The sequence below is a fragment of the Lentzea sp. NPDC006480 genome (genome assembly GCF_040611995.1).
GTDB lineage: Bacteria > Actinomycetota > Actinomycetes > Mycobacteriales > Pseudonocardiaceae > Lentzea.
Genome location: NZ_JBEXPJ010000044.1, coordinates 45,308 through 60,890, shown reverse-complemented (window position 1 = coordinate 60,890; position 15,583 = coordinate 45,308). Strand labels below are relative to the sequence as shown.

Annotated in this window: 16 protein-coding genes and 3 tRNA genes; 13 read left to right on the top strand and 6 right to left on the bottom strand. The window is 67.6% G+C overall.

Annotated features, from left to right (window positions below):
• The first annotated feature begins 5 nt into the window (after positions 1-5).
• The 3 genes from ABZX92_RS19665 to ABZX92_RS19655 all read left to right on the top strand — a co-directional run bounded on the left by ABZX92_RS19665 (position 6) and on the right by ABZX92_RS19655 (position 414).
• Positions 6-77 (top strand) — tRNA-Val (locus ABZX92_RS19665).
• A 191-nt stretch (positions 78-268) separates the two neighbouring features.
• A tRNA-Gly gene (locus tag ABZX92_RS19660) sits at positions 269-341 on the top strand.
• 1 nt (position 342) lies between these two features.
• Positions 343-414, top strand: a tRNA-Val gene (locus tag ABZX92_RS19655).
• 332 nt (positions 415-746) lie between these two features.
• Here the strand turns inward: ABZX92_RS19655 and ABZX92_RS19650 are convergent.
• Together ABZX92_RS19650 and ABZX92_RS19645 are read right to left on the bottom strand one after the other, a co-directional pair.
• A complete protein-coding gene (locus tag ABZX92_RS19650; RefSeq protein ID WP_355561027.1) occupies positions 747-1,682 on the bottom strand; it encodes a hypothetical protein in 936 nt (311 codons plus the stop codon).
• Between the two features lie 9 nt (positions 1,683-1,691).
• Positions 1,692-2,108: a hypothetical protein gene (locus ABZX92_RS19645; protein ID WP_355561024.1), complete on the bottom strand. Its 417-nt coding sequence runs from the start codon at positions 2,106-2,108 to the stop codon at positions 1,692-1,694.
• 60 nt (positions 2,109-2,168) lie between these two features.
• Here ABZX92_RS19645 and ABZX92_RS19640 point away from each other — a divergent pair, with 60 nt between their 5' ends.
• The 8 genes from ABZX92_RS19640 (at position 2,169) to ABZX92_RS19605 (ending at position 9,258) form a co-directional block, all read left to right on the top strand.
• Positions 2,169-2,657, top strand: coding sequence for an HAD domain-containing protein (locus ABZX92_RS19640; RefSeq protein WP_355561021.1), 489 nt, complete (start codon positions 2,169-2,171; stop codon positions 2,655-2,657).
• A gap of 89 nt (positions 2,658-2,746) precedes the next feature.
• The gene (locus ABZX92_RS19635) at positions 2,747-3,868 is read left to right on the top strand and encodes an extracellular solute-binding protein (RefSeq protein ID WP_355561019.1); all 1,122 of its coding nucleotides are present in this window, start codon (positions 2,747-2,749) and stop codon (positions 3,866-3,868) included.
• A complete protein-coding gene (locus ABZX92_RS19630; protein WP_355561016.1) occupies positions 3,865-4,785 on the top strand; it encodes an ABC transporter permease in 921 nt (306 codons plus the stop codon). The genes ABZX92_RS19635 and ABZX92_RS19630 overlap by 4 nt, the downstream gene beginning before the upstream one ends.
• The gene (locus ABZX92_RS19625; protein ID WP_355561013.1) at positions 4,773-5,555 is read left to right on the top strand and encodes an ABC transporter permease subunit; all 783 of its coding nucleotides are present in this window, start codon (positions 4,773-4,775) and stop codon (positions 5,553-5,555) included. Before ABZX92_RS19630 ends, ABZX92_RS19625 begins: the two co-directional genes overlap by 13 nt.
• A gap of 2 nt (positions 5,556-5,557) precedes the next feature.
• Positions 5,558-6,592 (top strand): ABC transporter ATP-binding protein, encoded by a 1,035-nt coding sequence (locus ABZX92_RS19620; protein WP_355561010.1) that lies wholly within the window; start codon positions 5,558-5,560, stop codon positions 6,590-6,592.
• Positions 6,589-7,698, top strand: a complete 1,110-nt coding sequence (locus ABZX92_RS19615) for a low temperature requirement protein A (RefSeq protein WP_355561007.1) — start codon at positions 6,589-6,591, stop codon at positions 7,696-7,698. Before ABZX92_RS19620 ends, ABZX92_RS19615 begins: the two co-directional genes overlap by 4 nt.
• Before the next feature lie 7 nt (positions 7,699-7,705).
• A complete protein-coding gene (locus ABZX92_RS19610; protein ID WP_355561004.1) occupies positions 7,706-8,101 on the top strand; it encodes a VOC family protein in 396 nt (131 codons plus the stop codon).
• Entirely contained in the window at positions 8,098-9,258 is a 1,161-nt protein-coding gene (locus ABZX92_RS19605; protein ID WP_355561001.1) for an MFS transporter, read from the top strand. The genes ABZX92_RS19610 and ABZX92_RS19605 overlap by 4 nt, the downstream gene beginning before the upstream one ends.
• Before the next feature lie 15 nt (positions 9,259-9,273).
• On the opposite strand, the gene ABZX92_RS19600 is transcribed toward ABZX92_RS19605, so the two are convergent.
• Entirely contained in the window at positions 9,274-10,545 is a 1,272-nt protein-coding gene (locus tag ABZX92_RS19600; protein WP_355561032.1) for a hypothetical protein, read from the bottom strand.
• A 303-nt stretch (positions 10,546-10,848) separates the two neighbouring features.
• Between ABZX92_RS19600 and ABZX92_RS19595 the strand changes: the two genes are divergently transcribed.
• Positions 10,849-11,451, top strand: coding sequence for a DUF305 domain-containing protein (locus tag ABZX92_RS19595; RefSeq protein ID WP_355560999.1), 603 nt, complete (start codon positions 10,849-10,851; stop codon positions 11,449-11,451).
• Here the strand turns inward: ABZX92_RS19595 and ABZX92_RS19590 are convergent.
• Together ABZX92_RS19590 and ABZX92_RS19585 are read right to left on the bottom strand one after the other, a co-directional pair.
• Positions 11,417-13,753: a tetratricopeptide repeat protein gene (locus tag ABZX92_RS19590; protein WP_355560996.1), complete on the bottom strand. Its 2,337-nt coding sequence runs from the start codon at positions 13,751-13,753 to the stop codon at positions 11,417-11,419. The genes ABZX92_RS19595 and ABZX92_RS19590 overlap by 35 nt on opposite strands.
• Positions 13,754-13,768: 15 nt before the next feature.
• Complete coding sequence (locus ABZX92_RS19585) at positions 13,769-14,095, bottom strand: antibiotic biosynthesis monooxygenase (protein ID WP_355560993.1); 327 nt, start codon at positions 14,093-14,095, stop codon at positions 13,769-13,771.
• A gap of 79 nt (positions 14,096-14,174) precedes the next feature.
• Between ABZX92_RS19585 and ABZX92_RS19580 the strand changes: the two genes are divergently transcribed.
• Positions 14,175-14,762, top strand: coding sequence for a helix-turn-helix domain-containing protein (locus tag ABZX92_RS19580; RefSeq protein WP_355560990.1), 588 nt, complete (start codon positions 14,175-14,177; stop codon positions 14,760-14,762).
• Here the strand turns inward: ABZX92_RS19580 and ABZX92_RS19575 are convergent.
• A complete protein-coding gene (locus tag ABZX92_RS19575; protein WP_355560988.1) occupies positions 14,759-15,583 on the bottom strand; it encodes an SDR family NAD(P)-dependent oxidoreductase in 825 nt (274 codons plus the stop codon). The two genes, ABZX92_RS19580 and ABZX92_RS19575, sit on opposite strands and share 4 nt — an antisense overlap.

Genomic DNA, 15,583 nt, shown 5'->3' with positions numbered 1-15,583 from the left:
GCCTCGGACGATTAGCTGAGCGGGAGAGCACTACCTTGACACGGTAGGGGTCACTGGTTCAATCCCAGTATCGTCCACTTGGAACGGAAAGGCCGGAAGCTCACGAGCTTCCGGCCTTTCCTGTTTCCCGGACACCTCAACAGCGTGCTCTGGGGGCGGCGGGCGGGCGGTCGGGCGTGCCCGCGGACCCGTCAAGATCAGCCGATTTGGAACTCGGCGGGGCCGTCGGATAAAGTTCCTCTCGCGCCGCGGGGAACCGGGGCGCAACGCGGATGTAGCGCAGTTGGTAGCGCATCACCTTGCCAAGGTGAGGGTCGCGAGTTCGAGTCTCGTCATCCGCTCGGACGATTAGCTCAGCGGGAGAGCACTACCTTGACACGGTAGGGGTCACTGGTTCAATCCCAGTATCGTCCACTTCACGTGGAAAGCCCTCGATCTGCACAGATCGGGGGCTTTTCGCTGTTCTGGCGCGTACCATCGAAAGTGGCCCGCGTCACGTCGGGTCGATTCCTGGGGTTCGATCGAGATTCTCCTTCGGAGGAATTGTCATGTCGAAAATCGCTTCTGCATTTGTAGCCGGTGCCGCGGCTCTGTTGATCGTGCTCGGTATTGGGCACCCGTGGCACGACGGGAACCCGTGGCACGGCAGCGCACCGCACACAGCGGGCACGCTGACCGGCGACGGAAACCCTTGGCACGGCTGAGTTTCCGGGCATCGAGCCGACGGCGTTCGCCCGCCGGCTCGACTACTTGGCGTCGTTGTTGAAGCTGAAGAGGCACCAGCCGTCGGACTCCTTCTGCAGGAATCCGCCCGCCTTCGTCTCGGTGCCGTTGAGCGTGTACCACATGCGGACCTGGCCGCCGTCGTTCGCCTTGGTGGTCTGCACCTTGTCGTGCAGGCGGAGTTTGCCGCCGGCGGCGATGGCCTTCTCCGCCCACGTGTTGACGGCGCGCGCGGTGGAGCACATGTACTTGCGTGCTGAGGCGATGTCCTTGTCGTTCACGGCTTTCGCGAACGCCTGCATGCGGCCGGTGGCGCTGTTCGGGTCCGGGTCCGGTGGGGGTTCCTGGGAGTCCGCGACCGGGACGAAGCCCATTTCGCAGACGACGTACTTGTTGTCCTCTTCGAACATGGCGAGGACTCCGCGTTGTTTGGAGAGGCCGCTGTCCTTCGGGAAGTCGACGGACATGATGGCCACGGTGGCGTCTTTGTTGCCGTCGTTGTAGATCGGGTCGCTGGGCTTGATCTTGCGGACCTCGTCGACCTTGAAGGTGGGCTGGACGTCCGCCTTCTTGCTCTTGGGGTTGAGGGGTTCGATGTCGCGGTAGAGGATCTCCTCGGCCTGCGAGATGTCCTTGCCCTCGGCCTTGTTGCGGCCGTCGCGACACGTCAGGACGTTCACGAACTGGTCGACGTCGCGCTGGTTGAGCGCGTCCTCGACGGCTTTCGCGGTGTTTTCCGGTGAGGACTGGTCGACGGCGACGGCTGGGTGCGACTTCATCCAGCCCGGCCAGACCAGGCCCGTGCCGAGGACACCGGCGGCGGCCAGCAGGACGACGAGGCCGAGCACGATGAAGATCGCCGGGGACTTCTTCTTCGGCGGGGTTGGAGGCATGCCGGGATACGGCTGGCCCCACGGAGGTCCGTACTGCGGCGGGTACTGGTTCGGCGGCTGCGTCAACGTGGAGTCCTAGGCGGGTGGTCCGGGAGGCGGTGGCTGGTAGTAGTACGGCTGCTGCTGTTGCAGGTCCTGCTGGGCCTTGTCGTGGCGTTCCTGCTGCTCGGTCACCTGGCGTTCGCCGAACGTGTCGCGCAGGGTGGCCTCGGCATAGGTGTTCTTGGACCCGTTGAGCGTGATCGCCAGCTTGTCGATGTGCTCGGGGTAGGTGTTCCAGACGATCTTGGCGACCCGCTCGTCGTCGTGTGCGGGGTCCGCGGCGGACGCGGTGATCTCCAAGGTGTCGGTGCCGTTGTGGGACCGGTGGAACACGGAGACGTTCGTGAAGCCGTCGCCCTGGATGCGGGTTCGCAGCGAGAGCACGTCGTCGAGCGCGCCGCAGCCGGCCAGTGTGGCGCACACCAGGACGAACAGGGCGAGACGTCTCATGTCCAGGAGGTTAGGGAAAAGCGCTGCTCCCCGCCTGGGAAACAGGGCAGTCTTGAGCAGATGAAGCCACTCGTGGTGATCGACGTCGACGGGCCGCTCAACCCGTGGGCGGCGAAGACCAAGCCCGCGAACTACCGCCCGTTCGACATCAAGGTCGGCTGGTGGCGCAAGCTCCGCATCTGGCTCGACCCGGATCACGGCGACCAGTTGAGACGGCTGGCGGACGAGACGGGTGCCGAGCTCGCGTGGGCCACCAGCTGGTCCCACCGGGCGAACACCGAGATAGGGCCGCGGCTGAACCTCCCGCGACTCAGAGTGATCGACTTCCACGACGAGCACGGCTGGAAGTACCCCGCCGTCGCCCGCTACGCCTACGAACGGCCGCTCGTCTGGTTCGACGACGACTTCGGGTTGCACCGGGACAGGAACCGGGAATTCGTCCACAAGCGACGGCACCTGACCACCGCACTCATCCACGTCGACCCCGCGACCGGGATCACCGCGCAGCACCTGGGTGAAGCTCGGAAAGCATTCAGCAGCAACCCGTAGTGCATCGAGAATTCACCGTAGGAGTCGAGAAGGTCTCAACCGGCGCGGCTGGCTTGACAACGAAAGCAGTCCGCGCGAATCCTCCGCCTGTGCTGAAGCGAGGGAACGTCACCACGAAACTGATCGGTGTCGGCGCCTTGGTGCTGGCCGTGGCCGCCTGTGGCGCCCCGCCCGCCAAGGAGACGCAGACCGGCGCCGCCGGGACCGCCAAGTCGGCGAGCGAGCTCGGTGGCATGGACAAGCTGGTCGAGGCCGCGAAGAAGGAGGGCAAGCTCAACGTCATCGCGCTGCCCCCGGACTGGGCGAACTACGGCGAGATCATCAAGGCGTTCGAGGCCAAGTACGGCATCAAGGTCGACTCGGCCCAGCCGGACGCGTCCTCCCAGGAGGAGATCAACGCCGCGAAGCAGCTCAAGGGCAACGACCGCGCGCCGGACGTGTTCGACCTCGGCCTCAACGTGGCCCTGGCGAACAAGGACCTGTTCGCGCCCTACAAGGTCAGCACGTGGGACGACATCGCCGCGGAGCTCAAGGACGCGGACGGTGCCTACTACGGCGACTACGGCGGCTTCATGTCGATCGGCTACGACGCCGCCAAGGTGCCCGCGCCGACGAGCGTGAAGGACCTGCTCAAGGGCGACTACAAGGGCAAGGTCGCGCTCAACGGCGACCCGACGCAGGCCGGTGCCGCGTTCTCGGGCGTGGTCATGGCCAGCCTCGGCAACGGTGGCTCCGCCGACGACATCGCGCCCGGTGTCGACTTCTTCAAGCAGCTCAAGCAGGCCGGCAACTTCCAGCCGGTCGACCCGTCGCCCGCCACGATCGAGTCCGGCCAGACGCCGGTCGTCATCGACTGGGACTACACCAACGCCGCCCAGACCGAGAAGCTCAAGGGCAAGATGGACTGGAAGGTCGTCGTCCCGGCCGAGGCCCAGCTCGGCGCCTACTACAACCAGGCCATCAGCAAGGACGCGCCGCACCCCGCGGCCGCCCGGCTGTGGCAGGAGTTCCTCTACTCCGACGAGGGCCAGAACCTGTACCTGAAGGGCATGTCCCGCCCGGTTCGCCTGGAGAAGATGGGCGACAAGGCGGACAAGGCCGCCAAGGACAAGCTGCCCAAGACCGAGGGCAAGCAGGTGTTCCAGACGCAGGCCCAGGCCGACAAGGCCAAGGCCGTCCTGACCGCGACCTGGGCGCAGGCCATCGGATGACCGCAGTCGCTCCCGTAGCGACGACGCCCGGCGGCTCCACTCCTTCCCAGAAGGGTGGGGCCGCCGGTCGGCCATCTGCGGCCGCTTGGCTCGTCGCGGTGCCGTTCCTCGCGTTCGTCGGCATCTTCCTCGTCTACCCCACGGTCCTCGTGCTGTTCGGTGCCTTCCAGGACTCGAACGGCGCGCTCACGCTCGACAACCTCACGACGCTGTTCACGGGCGTGGTGTTCGACGCTTTCGTGCGCAGCATCGAACTCTCCGCACTCACCGCGGTGATCGGCGCGGTCTTCGGCGCGCTGCTGACGTGGGCGGTCGCGGTCGGCAAGCAGGAGGGCATGCTGCGCCGCGTCGTCGTGGCCGCGTCCGGTGTGCTCGCCCAGTTCGGTGGCGTACCGCTGGCGTTCGCGTTCCTGGCCACGATCGGCTTCGAGGGCCTGGTCACGAAGTTCCTCCGTGACAACGTTGGCATCGACATCTTCGCCGGCAGCGCGTGGCTGTTCGAGCTGCCCGGCCTGACGCTCGTCTACACGTTCTTCCAGATCCCGCTGATGGTCATCGTGTTCCTGCCCGCGCTGGACGGCCTCCGTCCACAGTGGCGGGAGGCGAACGCGAGCCTCGGCGGCACCAGCTGGACGTACTGGCGCCACGTCGGCGGGCCGATCCTGACGCCGCCGTTCCTCGGTGCGTTGCTGCTGTTGTTCGCCAACGCCTTCAGCGCGTACGCCACGGCCGCCGCGCTCGTCTCGCAGGGCAGCCCGATCGTGCCGCTGCAGATCCGCGGCTTCCTGACCGGCGAGGTCGTGCTCGGCCAGGAGAACCTCGGCAAGGCGCTGGGCCTCGGCATGGTGATCGTCGTCAGCATCGCGATGGGCGTGAACGTGCTGCTGCAGCGGAGGGTGGCCAAGTGGGTTCGCTAGTGAAGCAACGCGTTCTGCGCACGGTCATCCTGCTGGTCCTCGGCGTCTACTTCATCCTGCCGCTGATCGCGATGGCGGAGTTCTCCACGCGCGGCAAGGGCGGCAGCCGCAGCCTCGAGTCGTGGACGGGCATCGTCGACGACGAGGGCCTGATGGAGGCGCTCGTCAACTCGTTGCTGCTGTCGGTGACGAGTGCGGTGCTGATGCTGGTGCTGCTCGTGCCGACGATGGCCTGGATCCGGCTCCGGCTGCCCCAGCTGCAGCGGCTCGTGGAGTTCCTGTGCCTGCTGCCACTCGCGATCCCCGCGATCGTGCTGGTGGTCGGCATGGCGCCGCTCTACGCGTGGGTGAACTACTTCCTCGGCGACTCGCCGCTGACGCTGACCTTCGCCTACACGATCCTGGTGCTGCCGTTCGCCTACCGCGCGGTCGACGCCGGTCTGTCCGCGATCGACCTGAAGACGCTCTCGGAAGCCGCGCGCAGCCTCGGCGCGTCGTGGCTCACGGTGCTGTGGAAGGTCGTCGTGCCGAACATCCGCGTGGCACTCATCGGCGCTTCGCTGCTGAGCGTCGCGTTGGTGCTCGGCGAGTTCACCATCGCGTCGCTGCTCAACTTCGACACGCTGCAGGTGCAGGTCAACCTGCTGGGCAAGCGCAACGCGGGTGTGTCCATCGCGGTGTCGCTGCTGTGCCTGCTCTTCGCGTTCGTTCTTCTGTTCGCACTTTCTTATGTCGGCCAGCGGCGCCGTCAGACCGTGGTCGAGGAGTGAAGATGGGTCACCTGGAACTCAAGGGGCTGCGGAAGTCGTTCGGTGGCAACACCGCGCTGGACGGCCTCGACCTGGAACTGGCCGAGGGCGAGCTCGTGTCGCTGCTCGGGCCTTCGGGTTGCGGCAAGACGACGGCGCTGCGGATCGTGGCGGGCTTCGAGACCGCCGACTCCGGCACGGTCACGGTGGGCGGCAAGGACATCACGAAGGTCCCGGCCAACAAGCGGGACATGGGCATGGTCTTCCAGGCCTACAGCCTCTTCCCGAACATGACCGCGGCGCAGAACGTCGCGTTCGGCCTCAAGCTGCGCAAGAACGGCGACGCCAAGCGCTCCGGCGAGCTGCTGGAACTGGTCGGGCTCAGCCACCTCGGAGGCCGCTACCCGCACCAGATGTCCGGTGGTCAGCAGCAACGCGTCGCGCTCGCCCGGGCCCTCGCGATCCAGCCGCGCGTGCTGCTGCTGGACGAGCCGTTGTCCGCATTGGACGCCAAGGTCCGCGTGAACCTGCGCGACGAGATCCGTCGCATCCAGACGGAGCTCGGCATGACGACGCTGTTCGTCACGCACGACCAGGAAGAGGCGCTCGCCGTCTCCGACCGGGTCGGTGTCATGTCGCACGGCCGGCTGGAACAGCTGGACACGCCCTCGGTCGTGTACCGCGAGCCCAAGACCGCGTTCGTGGCGCAGTTCGTCGGCGTCACGAACAGCGTTGAGGCCAAGGCCGAAGGTCAGAGCGTCGTGGTGCACGGGGTCACGGTCGCGGCGACGCACGACCAGCCGTCCGGAAGCGACGTTCGCGTCATCGTGCGGCCGGAGGACATCGGGGTTTCCGCACACGACGGCGACGCCAATGGCAAGATCGTGGGCGATGTGCTGACCCAGTCGTTCCTCGGGCCGGTCACGCGGATCTCCGTCAGGGTGGGGGAGCAGATCCTGCGGGTCGACCAGCCGTCCAACACGGCGGCCGCCTACCAGCCCGGCACGCAGGTCGCGCTCGACCTCACCGAATCACGGATCATGGTGGTGCCTGGATGATCAGAAAGCTCCTGGCTCGCGACACGGCCGAGGCCCACCGGGTCGCGACGCCGTTGGAGCTGTTGTTCGACCTGAGCTTCGTGGTGGCGGTCGCCCAGGCCGCCGCCTCGTTGCACCACGCCGTGGTCGAGAACCACATCGGCCACGGCGTGCTCGCGTTCTGCATGGCGTTCTTCGCGCTGTGGCTGCCGTGGCTCAACTTCACCTGGTTCGCCAGCGCGTTCGACAACGACGACACGCTGTACCGGATCATCACGATGGTCCAGATCGCCGGCGTGCTCATCATCGCGGCCGGCATCCCGCGCGTCTTCGAGCACGACGACTACCGCATCGTGGTCGCCGGTTACATCGTCATCCGCCTCGCGATGGTGGTGCACTGGCTGCGGGCGGCGCGCGACAACCCGGCCCACAAGAAGTGCGCCACCAGGTATGCCACGGGCATCATCGGCATGCAGGTGCTGTGGATCCTGTGGGTCGTCGTCGCGCCGCCGAGCCTCGCGATTCCGCTCTGGGTCGTGTTCATGATCGGCGAGCTGCTGGTGCCGGTCTGGGCGGAGCGGGCAGAGGCGACCACGTGGCACCCGCACCACATCGCGGAACGGCACGGCCTCTTCACGCTGATCGTGCTCGGCGAGTCGATCCTGTCGACCACGATGGCGTTCCAGAAGGGCTTCGACAGCGGGGTCAACCTCATCTCGCTCGCGGTGGCCAGCCTGATCATCGTGTTCTCGGTGTGGTGGATCTACTTCGAGGCGCCGACCCACCTGCACAACCAGAAGACGGCGTTCCTGTGGGGATACGCGCACCTCTTCATCCTCGGTTCGATCGCGGCGCTCGGTGCCGGGCTGGCATCGTCCGTCGACTACGACCTGCACCTCGCGCACGCGCCGGGAATCGCCATCGCGCCGTTCACGACGGTGCCGCTCGCGATCTTCTTCCTGTGCGTCTGGTACGTGCAGGACTGCCCAGGTCAGGCCGGGCCGCGCAAGTACCTGCTGCCGCTCGGGTCCGCCGCGGTGCTCGCTGCGACGTTCGGACCAGCGCCGATCCACGTCACCGCGGGGATCACCCTGGTTCTCGTGGTCCTCACACGGCTGGTGCGATGATCAGCGCATGACCGGTGTTCGTGAACTCCGCCTAGTCGTCACCGCCGCCGACTACGACGAGGCCCTGCGCTTCTACCGAGACGTGCTGGGTCTGGAGCAACGGGCGGCGTTCGCGTCCGACGGCGGGCGGGTCACGATCCTGGAGGCCGGGCGGGCCACGCTGGAGATCACCGACCCGCCGCACGCCGAGTTCATCGACCAGGTCGAGGTGGGTTCGCGGGTCGCCGGGCACATCCGGGTCGCGTTCGAGGTGGACGACTCCGAACGCACGACCCGTGAGCTTCAGGAAGCGGGCGCAGAGGTGATCGCGGAACCCACGCGCACGCCGTGGAACTCGTTGAACGCGCGGTTGAAAGCACCTGCCGGGCTGCAGCTGACGTTGTTCCAGGAGCTGGGCGAGTGACGATCTCCGCTGCCGGCTATCGCGATCTCGCGAACCGGGACGTGCTCGCGTGCGCCGTGGTCACGGTCGCCGCGAAGCTGCCCATGTCGATGACGCCGCTGATGATGGTGTTCCTGACCAAGGACCTGCCCGGCGGCTTCGTGCTGGCGGCGTCGCTCACCGCCGTGTACGTGCTGGGCGAGCTTCTCGGCGCGGCGTTGCTCGGGCTGCTGCTCGACCCGTCCCGGATGCGCGGTCAGCTGTCCGCGGGGCTTCTGGTCGGGGCAGCTGCTTTCACGACGCTGGCGCTGACGACCAACGTGACGGTGCTGGTCATCGCCGCGCTGGTCGCGGGTGCCGGGCCGTCGACGACACCGGGCGGGCTGCGCGCGATGCTGCTCGGGCTGGTGCCGGACGCGTTGGTGCCCAAGGCGATGGGCTTCGACGCCATGATCACGCAGGTGGTGTGGGCGGTGGCGCCCGCGCTGGTGACCGTGCTGGCGTTGAGCGTCGACCGGCGTGCACCCGTCGTGGTGTCGGTCAGCTTGATCGTCGTCGCCGCGTGGCTGGTGTTCATCCTGCCGCGCGGGCACGTGACTTCCCGTTCCGGCACGGCGAAACCGCATGTCGTCGCGTCCGCGTGGCCGATCTATCTGGTGAGCGCGGCGGCGTTGGCGCAGCTCGCGGTCGCGGAACTGGTGCTGCCGGCGTTGCTGGAGCAGCGGGGGATCGGCATCGGCTGGATCGGGCCGTTGCTGACCGGCTTCGCGGCGTGCAGTGCGCTGGGAGCGGTGCTGTACGGGCTGCGGCCGTGGCCGGGATCGTTGCGCACCCAGGGACTTGTGCTGTTGGTGATCACGGCGACCTGTGTCGGCGCGGTGGCGTTGTTCCCGAACCTGCCGGGCATCGCGGGTGCGTTGCTGGCGGCCGGGTTGTTCCAGTCCGGGGTGCTCGTGACGCGGAGTCTGGTGCTGCGCGAACGGCTTCCCGTCGGTGCGCACGCGGCCGGGTTCTCGATGATGTACGCGGTGACCGGCGCGGGCTACGGGCTGACGGCGGTCGTCGCCGCGTGGGCGTTGCACGTCGGCTCGCCGATCTGGGCCGTTTTCGGTGGTGTGGCAGTGACTCTGGTCCTGACAGCGATCAGCGCGGCTGCCGAGAAACGACAGCCGCGCTGATTTAGGGACTAGTGCTCACCCGCGGTAGAAGTTGCCCTGGGTCTGCACGTTCAGCTCGTCCGTGCGGAAGAACTTCGCGACGAACGTGCGCGGGTCGCGCATGTCGATCACGTCGAAGCCGCGGCCCATCTCCGAGGAGTAGATGTAGCCGTTGTACCAGTAGGTCGACCACGTGCCGCCGGACGCCTTGTTCGGCATCGGGCCGCGCTCGAAGAAGCCGATCTCACGCGGCTTGCTCGAGTTCGTGAAGTCCCACACCGAGACGCCGCCCTGGTACCAGGACTGCACCATGATGTCCTTGCCGGGCACGGGGATCAGCGAGCCGTTGTGGGCGACGCAGTTCTCCGAGTCGGCCTGCATGCGCGGGATCTTGTAGTAGGACTTGAACTCCAGCTTGCGGTTCTTGCCCTTGCCGACGATGTCGTAGATGCCGTTGGCACCACGCGTCTGGCCGATCTTCTCGTTGCACGTCGCCGCGCCGCCGCCACCGAGCTCGTCGGTGAAGACGACCTTGGTGCCGTTGTTGTTGAACGTCGCCGAGTGCCAGAACGCGAAGTGCGCGTTGTCCTGGACCCGGTTGATCTCCACCAGGTTCTCGCGGTCGGAGATGTCCCACAGCACGCCGTCACCCATGCACGCGCCGGCCGCGAGGTCGAGCTGCGGGTAGACGGTGATGTCGTGGCAGCCGGTCGTGGCGGAGGTGTAGCCGTGCTCGATGTCGCCCGGCACACCGTTGTTGCCGCCGTCCGGGAAGAGCACCGGGGCCTTGAGCAGCGAGGCCTGGGCCGGGTTCTTCACCGGAACCTTGACGATCGAGATCTTGTCGTGCGGCGGCTGGCAGTCCGGGAACGTGGCGTTGGGCGAGTAGGAGGAGACGTAGAGGTACACGTCCTTCTTGTTCTTGCCCGGCACCAGCGTGTGGGTGTGCGAACCGCAGTCGGTCTCGACGGCGGCGACGTACTTCGGGGCCGCCTTGTCGGTGATGTCGAAGACCTTGATGCCCTCCCACGAATCCTTGATCGTCGCGGGCTGGGGCGTGCTGTTGCAGGAGTTGTCGGTGCGCGACGAGTCGGTCGACAGGAACAGCAGGTTCCCGTACACCGAGACGTCGTTCTGCGAGCCGGGGCAGAGCACCGAGCTCTTGATCTTCGGCGCCCGCGGGTTGCGGATGTCGTAGATGGTGAAGCCGTTGTAGTTGCCGACGAACGCGTAGTTGTCCTGGAACGCGATGTCGGTCTGCGTCTGATCGAGCGGAGCCACCTTGTCCAGGTGCGAGACCAGGACCATGTTTCGGCTTCGGCTGATCTCGTTCTCACCCGGGATGCCGTTGACCGCCTCGGCCTGGGACTCGAGCTGAGCCTCGCTCAGTCCCGCGCCGTCGGACGGCAGGTCGGGTTCGGCGGACGCGGTCGCTGTCAACGTTGACAGCGTCAGCGCGAGCGCCCCCAGAATCGCGAAAGGCGTTCTGCGCCGCCGGGCCGTTTCGCGTGAAGTCACTGCTCATACCCCCTCAGAACGGGTTGATGTTGGCGAGTATGACCCGTTCGCCTTGCTAAGGGCCAGCGTCTTTCGGAGGGTATTGTGCGGTTCATGCGTTCTGGGGTGGTGGGGCTTGTCGTCGTGTTCGCGCTGATCACGGGCTGTACATCGGAGCCTGATGCAGCGCCGGTCATCGCGCCGGACACGCCTGGCGGGTCGGCGCAGACGCTGGCACCGTCGGACGCCTCCCGTGCGATCCCGCCACCGCCGAACGACGCCGACAAGCTCTACGTGGCGATGATGATCGTCCACCACGAGCAGGCGCTGGCCATGACGCGGTTCGCCCCAGAGCGTGCGCAGAACGAAACGGTGAAAGGCCTGGCGGACCGCATCCGGTACAGCCAGGAGCCCGAGATCGGCGCCATGAAGCAGTGGCAGCGGACGTTCAACGTGGTGGGCGGGCACGAGGACCACGGTTCGATGCCCGGCATGGCCACGCAGGACCAGCTGAACGCGCTGGGTGCCGCGCGGGGCAAGGACTTCGACCGGATGTTCCTGGAGCTGATGATCAAGCACCACGAGGGTGCGATCAAGATGGCGACGGACGTGAAGGGTGCCGGGACCAACGTTCAGGTCGAGGAGATGGCGGACGACGTGATCGCCGTGCAGACCGACGAGATCAACCGGATGAAGGCTCTGCTTCCCACGCTGTGAGACGGCTGCGGGCCTTGGCGACGTCGGCGTGGCCCAAGCCCTCGTAGATTTCGAGCGCCTCCTCCCACGCCTGTCGCGCCTCGATGAGCTCGTCGTTCGCGAGGCAGGTGTCGCCGAGGTTCACCAGGGTCGTGGCGACCTGGAACTGCTCCCCGATGGCGGCGAACACCTGCCGCGACTCGCGGTAGTGCGTGATCGCACCGGCGAAGTCGCCGACGTGGTGCAGGTTGAAGGCGATGCTGTCGAGTGTGTTGGCCTCCCCGAACCGGTCACCGCCCGCGCGGAGCAGGGCGAGCGCCTTCCTGCAGTGGTCGAGGGCATCGGCGTGCCGGCCGATCAGTCCGTGCACCCAGCCGACGTGGTTCAACGCGCCGGCGAGCTCGACGTCGGTCGTGGCCAGTTCCAGCGCGCGTCGCGCGTGGTGCAGTGCCTGGGACAGATCACCCCTGGCTTCGTTCAGCGCGGCCAGGGCGCGGTGGATCCGGCCCTGCCCGTCCTTGAGGCCGTGGCGTTCGTACAGGCCGAGGCTCTGGGTCAGATGCGCTGACGCCGCGGAGAGGTCGTTGATCCGCTCGTGGACGTGGGCGAGGGTGTGATGGAGGCGTGCTGCCGCGCGATCGTCCCCGGCTCGTTGGGCGGCGGCGAGCCCGGAACGGAGGACCGCGATCCACTCGTGCCATCGGCCCGACCGGTTCAGGTGGATGCCCAGGCACCACGTGATTTGCCAGGCGTGCCGGTCGAAGCCCTTGTCGGCAGCCGCTTTGCTCAACGCGATCATCACGTCGGCCTCCTCGGCCAGCCACTTCAGGCACGCGTCATCGCCGTGGGGGCGTTCGGCGACGACGCCGTCGGCCGGCGGCGGGAGGGTGAAGGGCCGCCGGTGTGAGTAGAGCTGCATGTCCGCGGCGTACGCGGTGTGCAGGTAGTGGTCGAGCAGGCGGTGCAGGGCCTCTCGTCCTTCGTCTTCACCGACGAGGTCGTGAGCGTGCGCGCGGACGAGGTCGTGCAGCTCGAACCGGCCCCCGGTCTCCGTGACGAGGTTCGCGGCGACGAGTTCGTTCAACGGCGGTGGTGAACCCGCGAGGCTGATCGCGGCCGCCGTGGACACGCCCGGGCCCGGATGCACGCCCAGCAGCCGGAAGAGGCGTTGCGCGGCAACGGAAAGCCGTTGGTATGACCAGTCGAACACCGACCGGATGCTCGTGGGCTCCTCGCCGGTGTCCAGGAAGTCGAGCACGTGGTCGTGCGCGAAGTCGTCGGCGAGGGCGGCGAGCGAGTGTTGCGGGTCGGTGCGCGCCGCCACGATCGCGAGCGCCAGTGGCAGGCCACCGCAGCGTGCGGCGAGCCGGGCGAGCGCTTGGGGCTCGGCTGTGGCGCGGGCGCCGATGCGTTGCGCCAGTACCTGTTGCGCCTCCGCGTCGCTGAGCACGTCGAGTCGCAGGCTGGTGGTGCCCGCGAGGTCGTCCATCCGGTTGCGGCTGGTGATCACGACACGGCAGGCGGGGTCGTCTGGAAGCAGTGGCCGGACCTGGTCGGCGTCGCGCGCGTTGTCGAGCAGGAGCAGCATGTGCTTGCCGCGCAACAACGTCCGGTAGAGCTCCGCTTGTTCGTCGGTACCGGTGGGCATGATCTCGGGCCGAACGCCGAGCGCACCGAGGAAGCTCCGGATGGCGTCCTCCGGACGTGCCGGTGCGGTCGGGTCGAAGCCTCGCAGGTTCACGTGCAGCTGCCCGGCCGGGAACTCGGTCTCGTTCGCCCACTGCAGCGCGAGCGTCGTCTTGCCGGCACCTCCCACGCCGCTGAGCACGGTAACCGGGCCGGACCGGTGCAGCGCGGCGAGTTCGCGGTCGCGGCCGGTGAACTGGGAGGGACGAGCGGGGACCTGGCGCGGGACTGGTACGAGTGCCTGGACGGCCTCACGTTCGGCGGCCAGGCTCACGGCCGTCGCCCGGACGGCGTCGATGCCTTCGAACGGCTTGCCACGCCACAACGTGAGCGCCTCGGCGTATCGGCCCTGGTCGCGCAGCGCGCGGAAGTCGAGCAGGTCCGAGTCTGTGACGTGGGCGAGGTAGCCGGTCTCGTACGTGTGGATGCAGCTGGCGTGGCCCAGCGCTCGCCGGAGCCTGCTGACCGCGGTGCGCACGGCCTGTGTCTCGCCGAGCTCGTGCAGGGGGACGACCTGGTTCGCGTTGGCCACGAGGACTGCCAGCAGGTCACGCCCGCGTCCGGCGGGTAGTGCGATCGGCCGACCGGCGACCTCTGCCGCGAACGGCCCGAGGACCAGGAAGCGAATATCCCCCATACGGGCGAGTATCGCCTACTCGGTGCGCTGTTGTGGCAGCACGAGGTCCTCGGCGTGCTCGAACGTCTCGACGGCGTTGCCCGTGACGTGCCGGGCGATGCCGCGGTTGCGCTTGTGCGCCTCGCGGAACGAGTCGGACGCGACCCAGGCGCGGAAGTGCTCCTCGGACTCGAACTCGTTCACCGACACGTAGGGCTGGTCGTCCTTGGTCGGCTTGAGCAGCGTGCTGCGCAGCAGGCCGGGCACGCCGGGCAGGAACGTGCGCATGTTGCTGCGGAAGTGGGCCTCGAACTCCTCTGCCCGCTCGGCGGGGACGAACAGGCGGTTCGTTGCGATGAACACGGGCCCTCCTTGATTCCGACGCTCTGTCGGGAACTATTCCAACACTCCGTCGGGAAATCAAGCGCGATACGATCCGGGTGTGCCGAGGATCAGCGCAGACACCGTGGCCGAGCACCGCGCCAACAGGTTGCGCGCCCTGCTGGACGCGGGGCGCGAGATCGTGGCGACCGAAGGGGCGGAGGCGCTGACGCTCGCGTCGCTGGCCAGACGGGTCGGGTTGTCGCGGCCGAGCCTCTACGAGTACTTCCGGTCGCGTGAGGAGCTGGTCGCGGCGATCGTGTCGGACGCGCTGCCGGAGTGGGCGGACAAGCTGGAGGACGCGGTCAACGGTGCTTCGACCGTGCCCGCGAAGATCGAGGCGTACCTGCGCACCGAGCTGGCGATCATCACCGACGGCAGCCACGGGGCGGTGGTGGCCCTGTCCGCGCACACGTTGCCGGACTCGTCGCGCGAGCAGATCAGGGCCGAGCACGAACGGTTGCTGGCGCCGCTGGTCGGGGTCTTCACAACCGCTGGGGTGCAACGGGCGCAGCTGCGGGCGATGCTCGTGCACGCCATGGTCGAGGCGACGTCGCGGATGATCACGCCGGGGCGCACCGACCACAACGAGGCGGTCATCCAGACGTTGCTCGACCAGGTCGTGCACGGGCTCGATCAACGGATCTAGCTGAACGGGACTGTGCTGCCGTGGCGGACCAGTTCGCCGTAGTGCTCTGGTTCGACCGGGTTTTCCGCGAGGTCCAGGAGTGCGGTCGCGGCCTGGGCCGGGGTCGGAGCGGTGCTGACGTCCCACCACAGCGCGGACGTCGGCGTGTTGATCATTCCTGGGCAGACGGCGGCGATCAGGATGCCTTTTGCCAGGTCCTCTTCACGGCGTTGTGCTGCCAGCACGCGGACTGCCGCGACCTGGCCGATCTTCGACGGGATGTTCACGAAGCCGGGCCACGCGCCTGCCTTGGCCCGGCCGTCCTTCACCTCGTCGCGCCAGAGCGCGATCTGCTCGTCGATCTCGTCCAGAGTGGACGGTCGGGTGAACCGCTTGTGCAGCACCGGGGCCAGGTGGTGGAGGGTGCCGAGCGAGCTGGCGACGACGAGCAGCCTGCCGTTGTCGTTGAGCAGCGGCGCGAAGGCTTTGAGCAGCCTGGTGGTGCCGAAGTTGTTGACCTGGGTGTAGTGGTCGACGATCTCGCGCGGATCGTCGTCGGGTCCGACGCGCATCACCGCGTTGCCGAACACGATGTCGATGCCGCCGTGGCGTTCCTGGATCTGTTGTGCGACACGGCTTGCGGCGTTGGGGTCCGCGACGTCGAGCAGTTCGCCGCGGACCTTGGCGCCGCCGCCGGGCATGGACTGGACGGCGGTCGTCACGCGGTTCATGTCGCGGCCGGTGAGGTAGACGGTGTCGGTGGGCGCCAGGCGTTGGGCCAGGCCTTCCACCAGGGCCAGCCCGAGGCCCTGGGTGGCGCCGGTGACGAGTGCGACTGTCAT

Bases quoted from the DNA above. Each gene is read 5' to 3' on its own strand.
- ABZX92_RS19645 (WP_355561024.1), bottom strand. From the start codon at position 2,108: ATGAGACGTCTCGCCCTGTTCGTCCTGGTGTGCGCCACACTGGCCGGC.
- ABZX92_RS19640 (WP_355561021.1), top strand. From the start codon at position 2,169: ATGAAGCCACTCGTGGTGATCGACGTCGACGGGCCGCTCAACCCGTGG.
- ABZX92_RS19630 (WP_355561016.1), top strand. From the start codon at position 3,865: ATGACCGCAGTCGCTCCCGTAGCGACGACGCCCGGCGGCTCCACTCCT.
- ABZX92_RS19620 (WP_355561010.1), top strand. From the start codon at position 5,558: ATGGGTCACCTGGAACTCAAGGGGCTGCGGAAGTCGTTCGGTGGCAAC.
- ABZX92_RS19615 (WP_355561007.1), top strand. From the start codon at position 6,589: ATGATCAGAAAGCTCCTGGCTCGCGACACGGCCGAGGCCCACCGGGTC.
- ABZX92_RS19610 (WP_355561004.1), top strand. From the start codon at position 7,706: ATGACCGGTGTTCGTGAACTCCGCCTAGTCGTCACCGCCGCCGACTAC.
- ABZX92_RS19600 (WP_355561032.1), bottom strand. From the start codon at position 10,545: ATGGTCCTGGTCTCGCACCTGGACAAGGTGGCTCCGCTCGATCAGACG.
- ABZX92_RS19595 (WP_355560999.1), top strand. From the start codon at position 10,849: ATGCGTTCTGGGGTGGTGGGGCTTGTCGTCGTGTTCGCGCTGATCACG.
- ABZX92_RS19590 (WP_355560996.1), bottom strand. From the start codon at position 13,753: ATGGGGGATATTCGCTTCCTGGTCCTCGGGCCGTTCGCGGCAGAGGTC.
- ABZX92_RS19575 (WP_355560988.1), bottom strand. From the start codon at position 15,583: ATGACAGTCGCACTCGTCACCGGCGCCACCCAGGGCCTCGGGCTGGCC.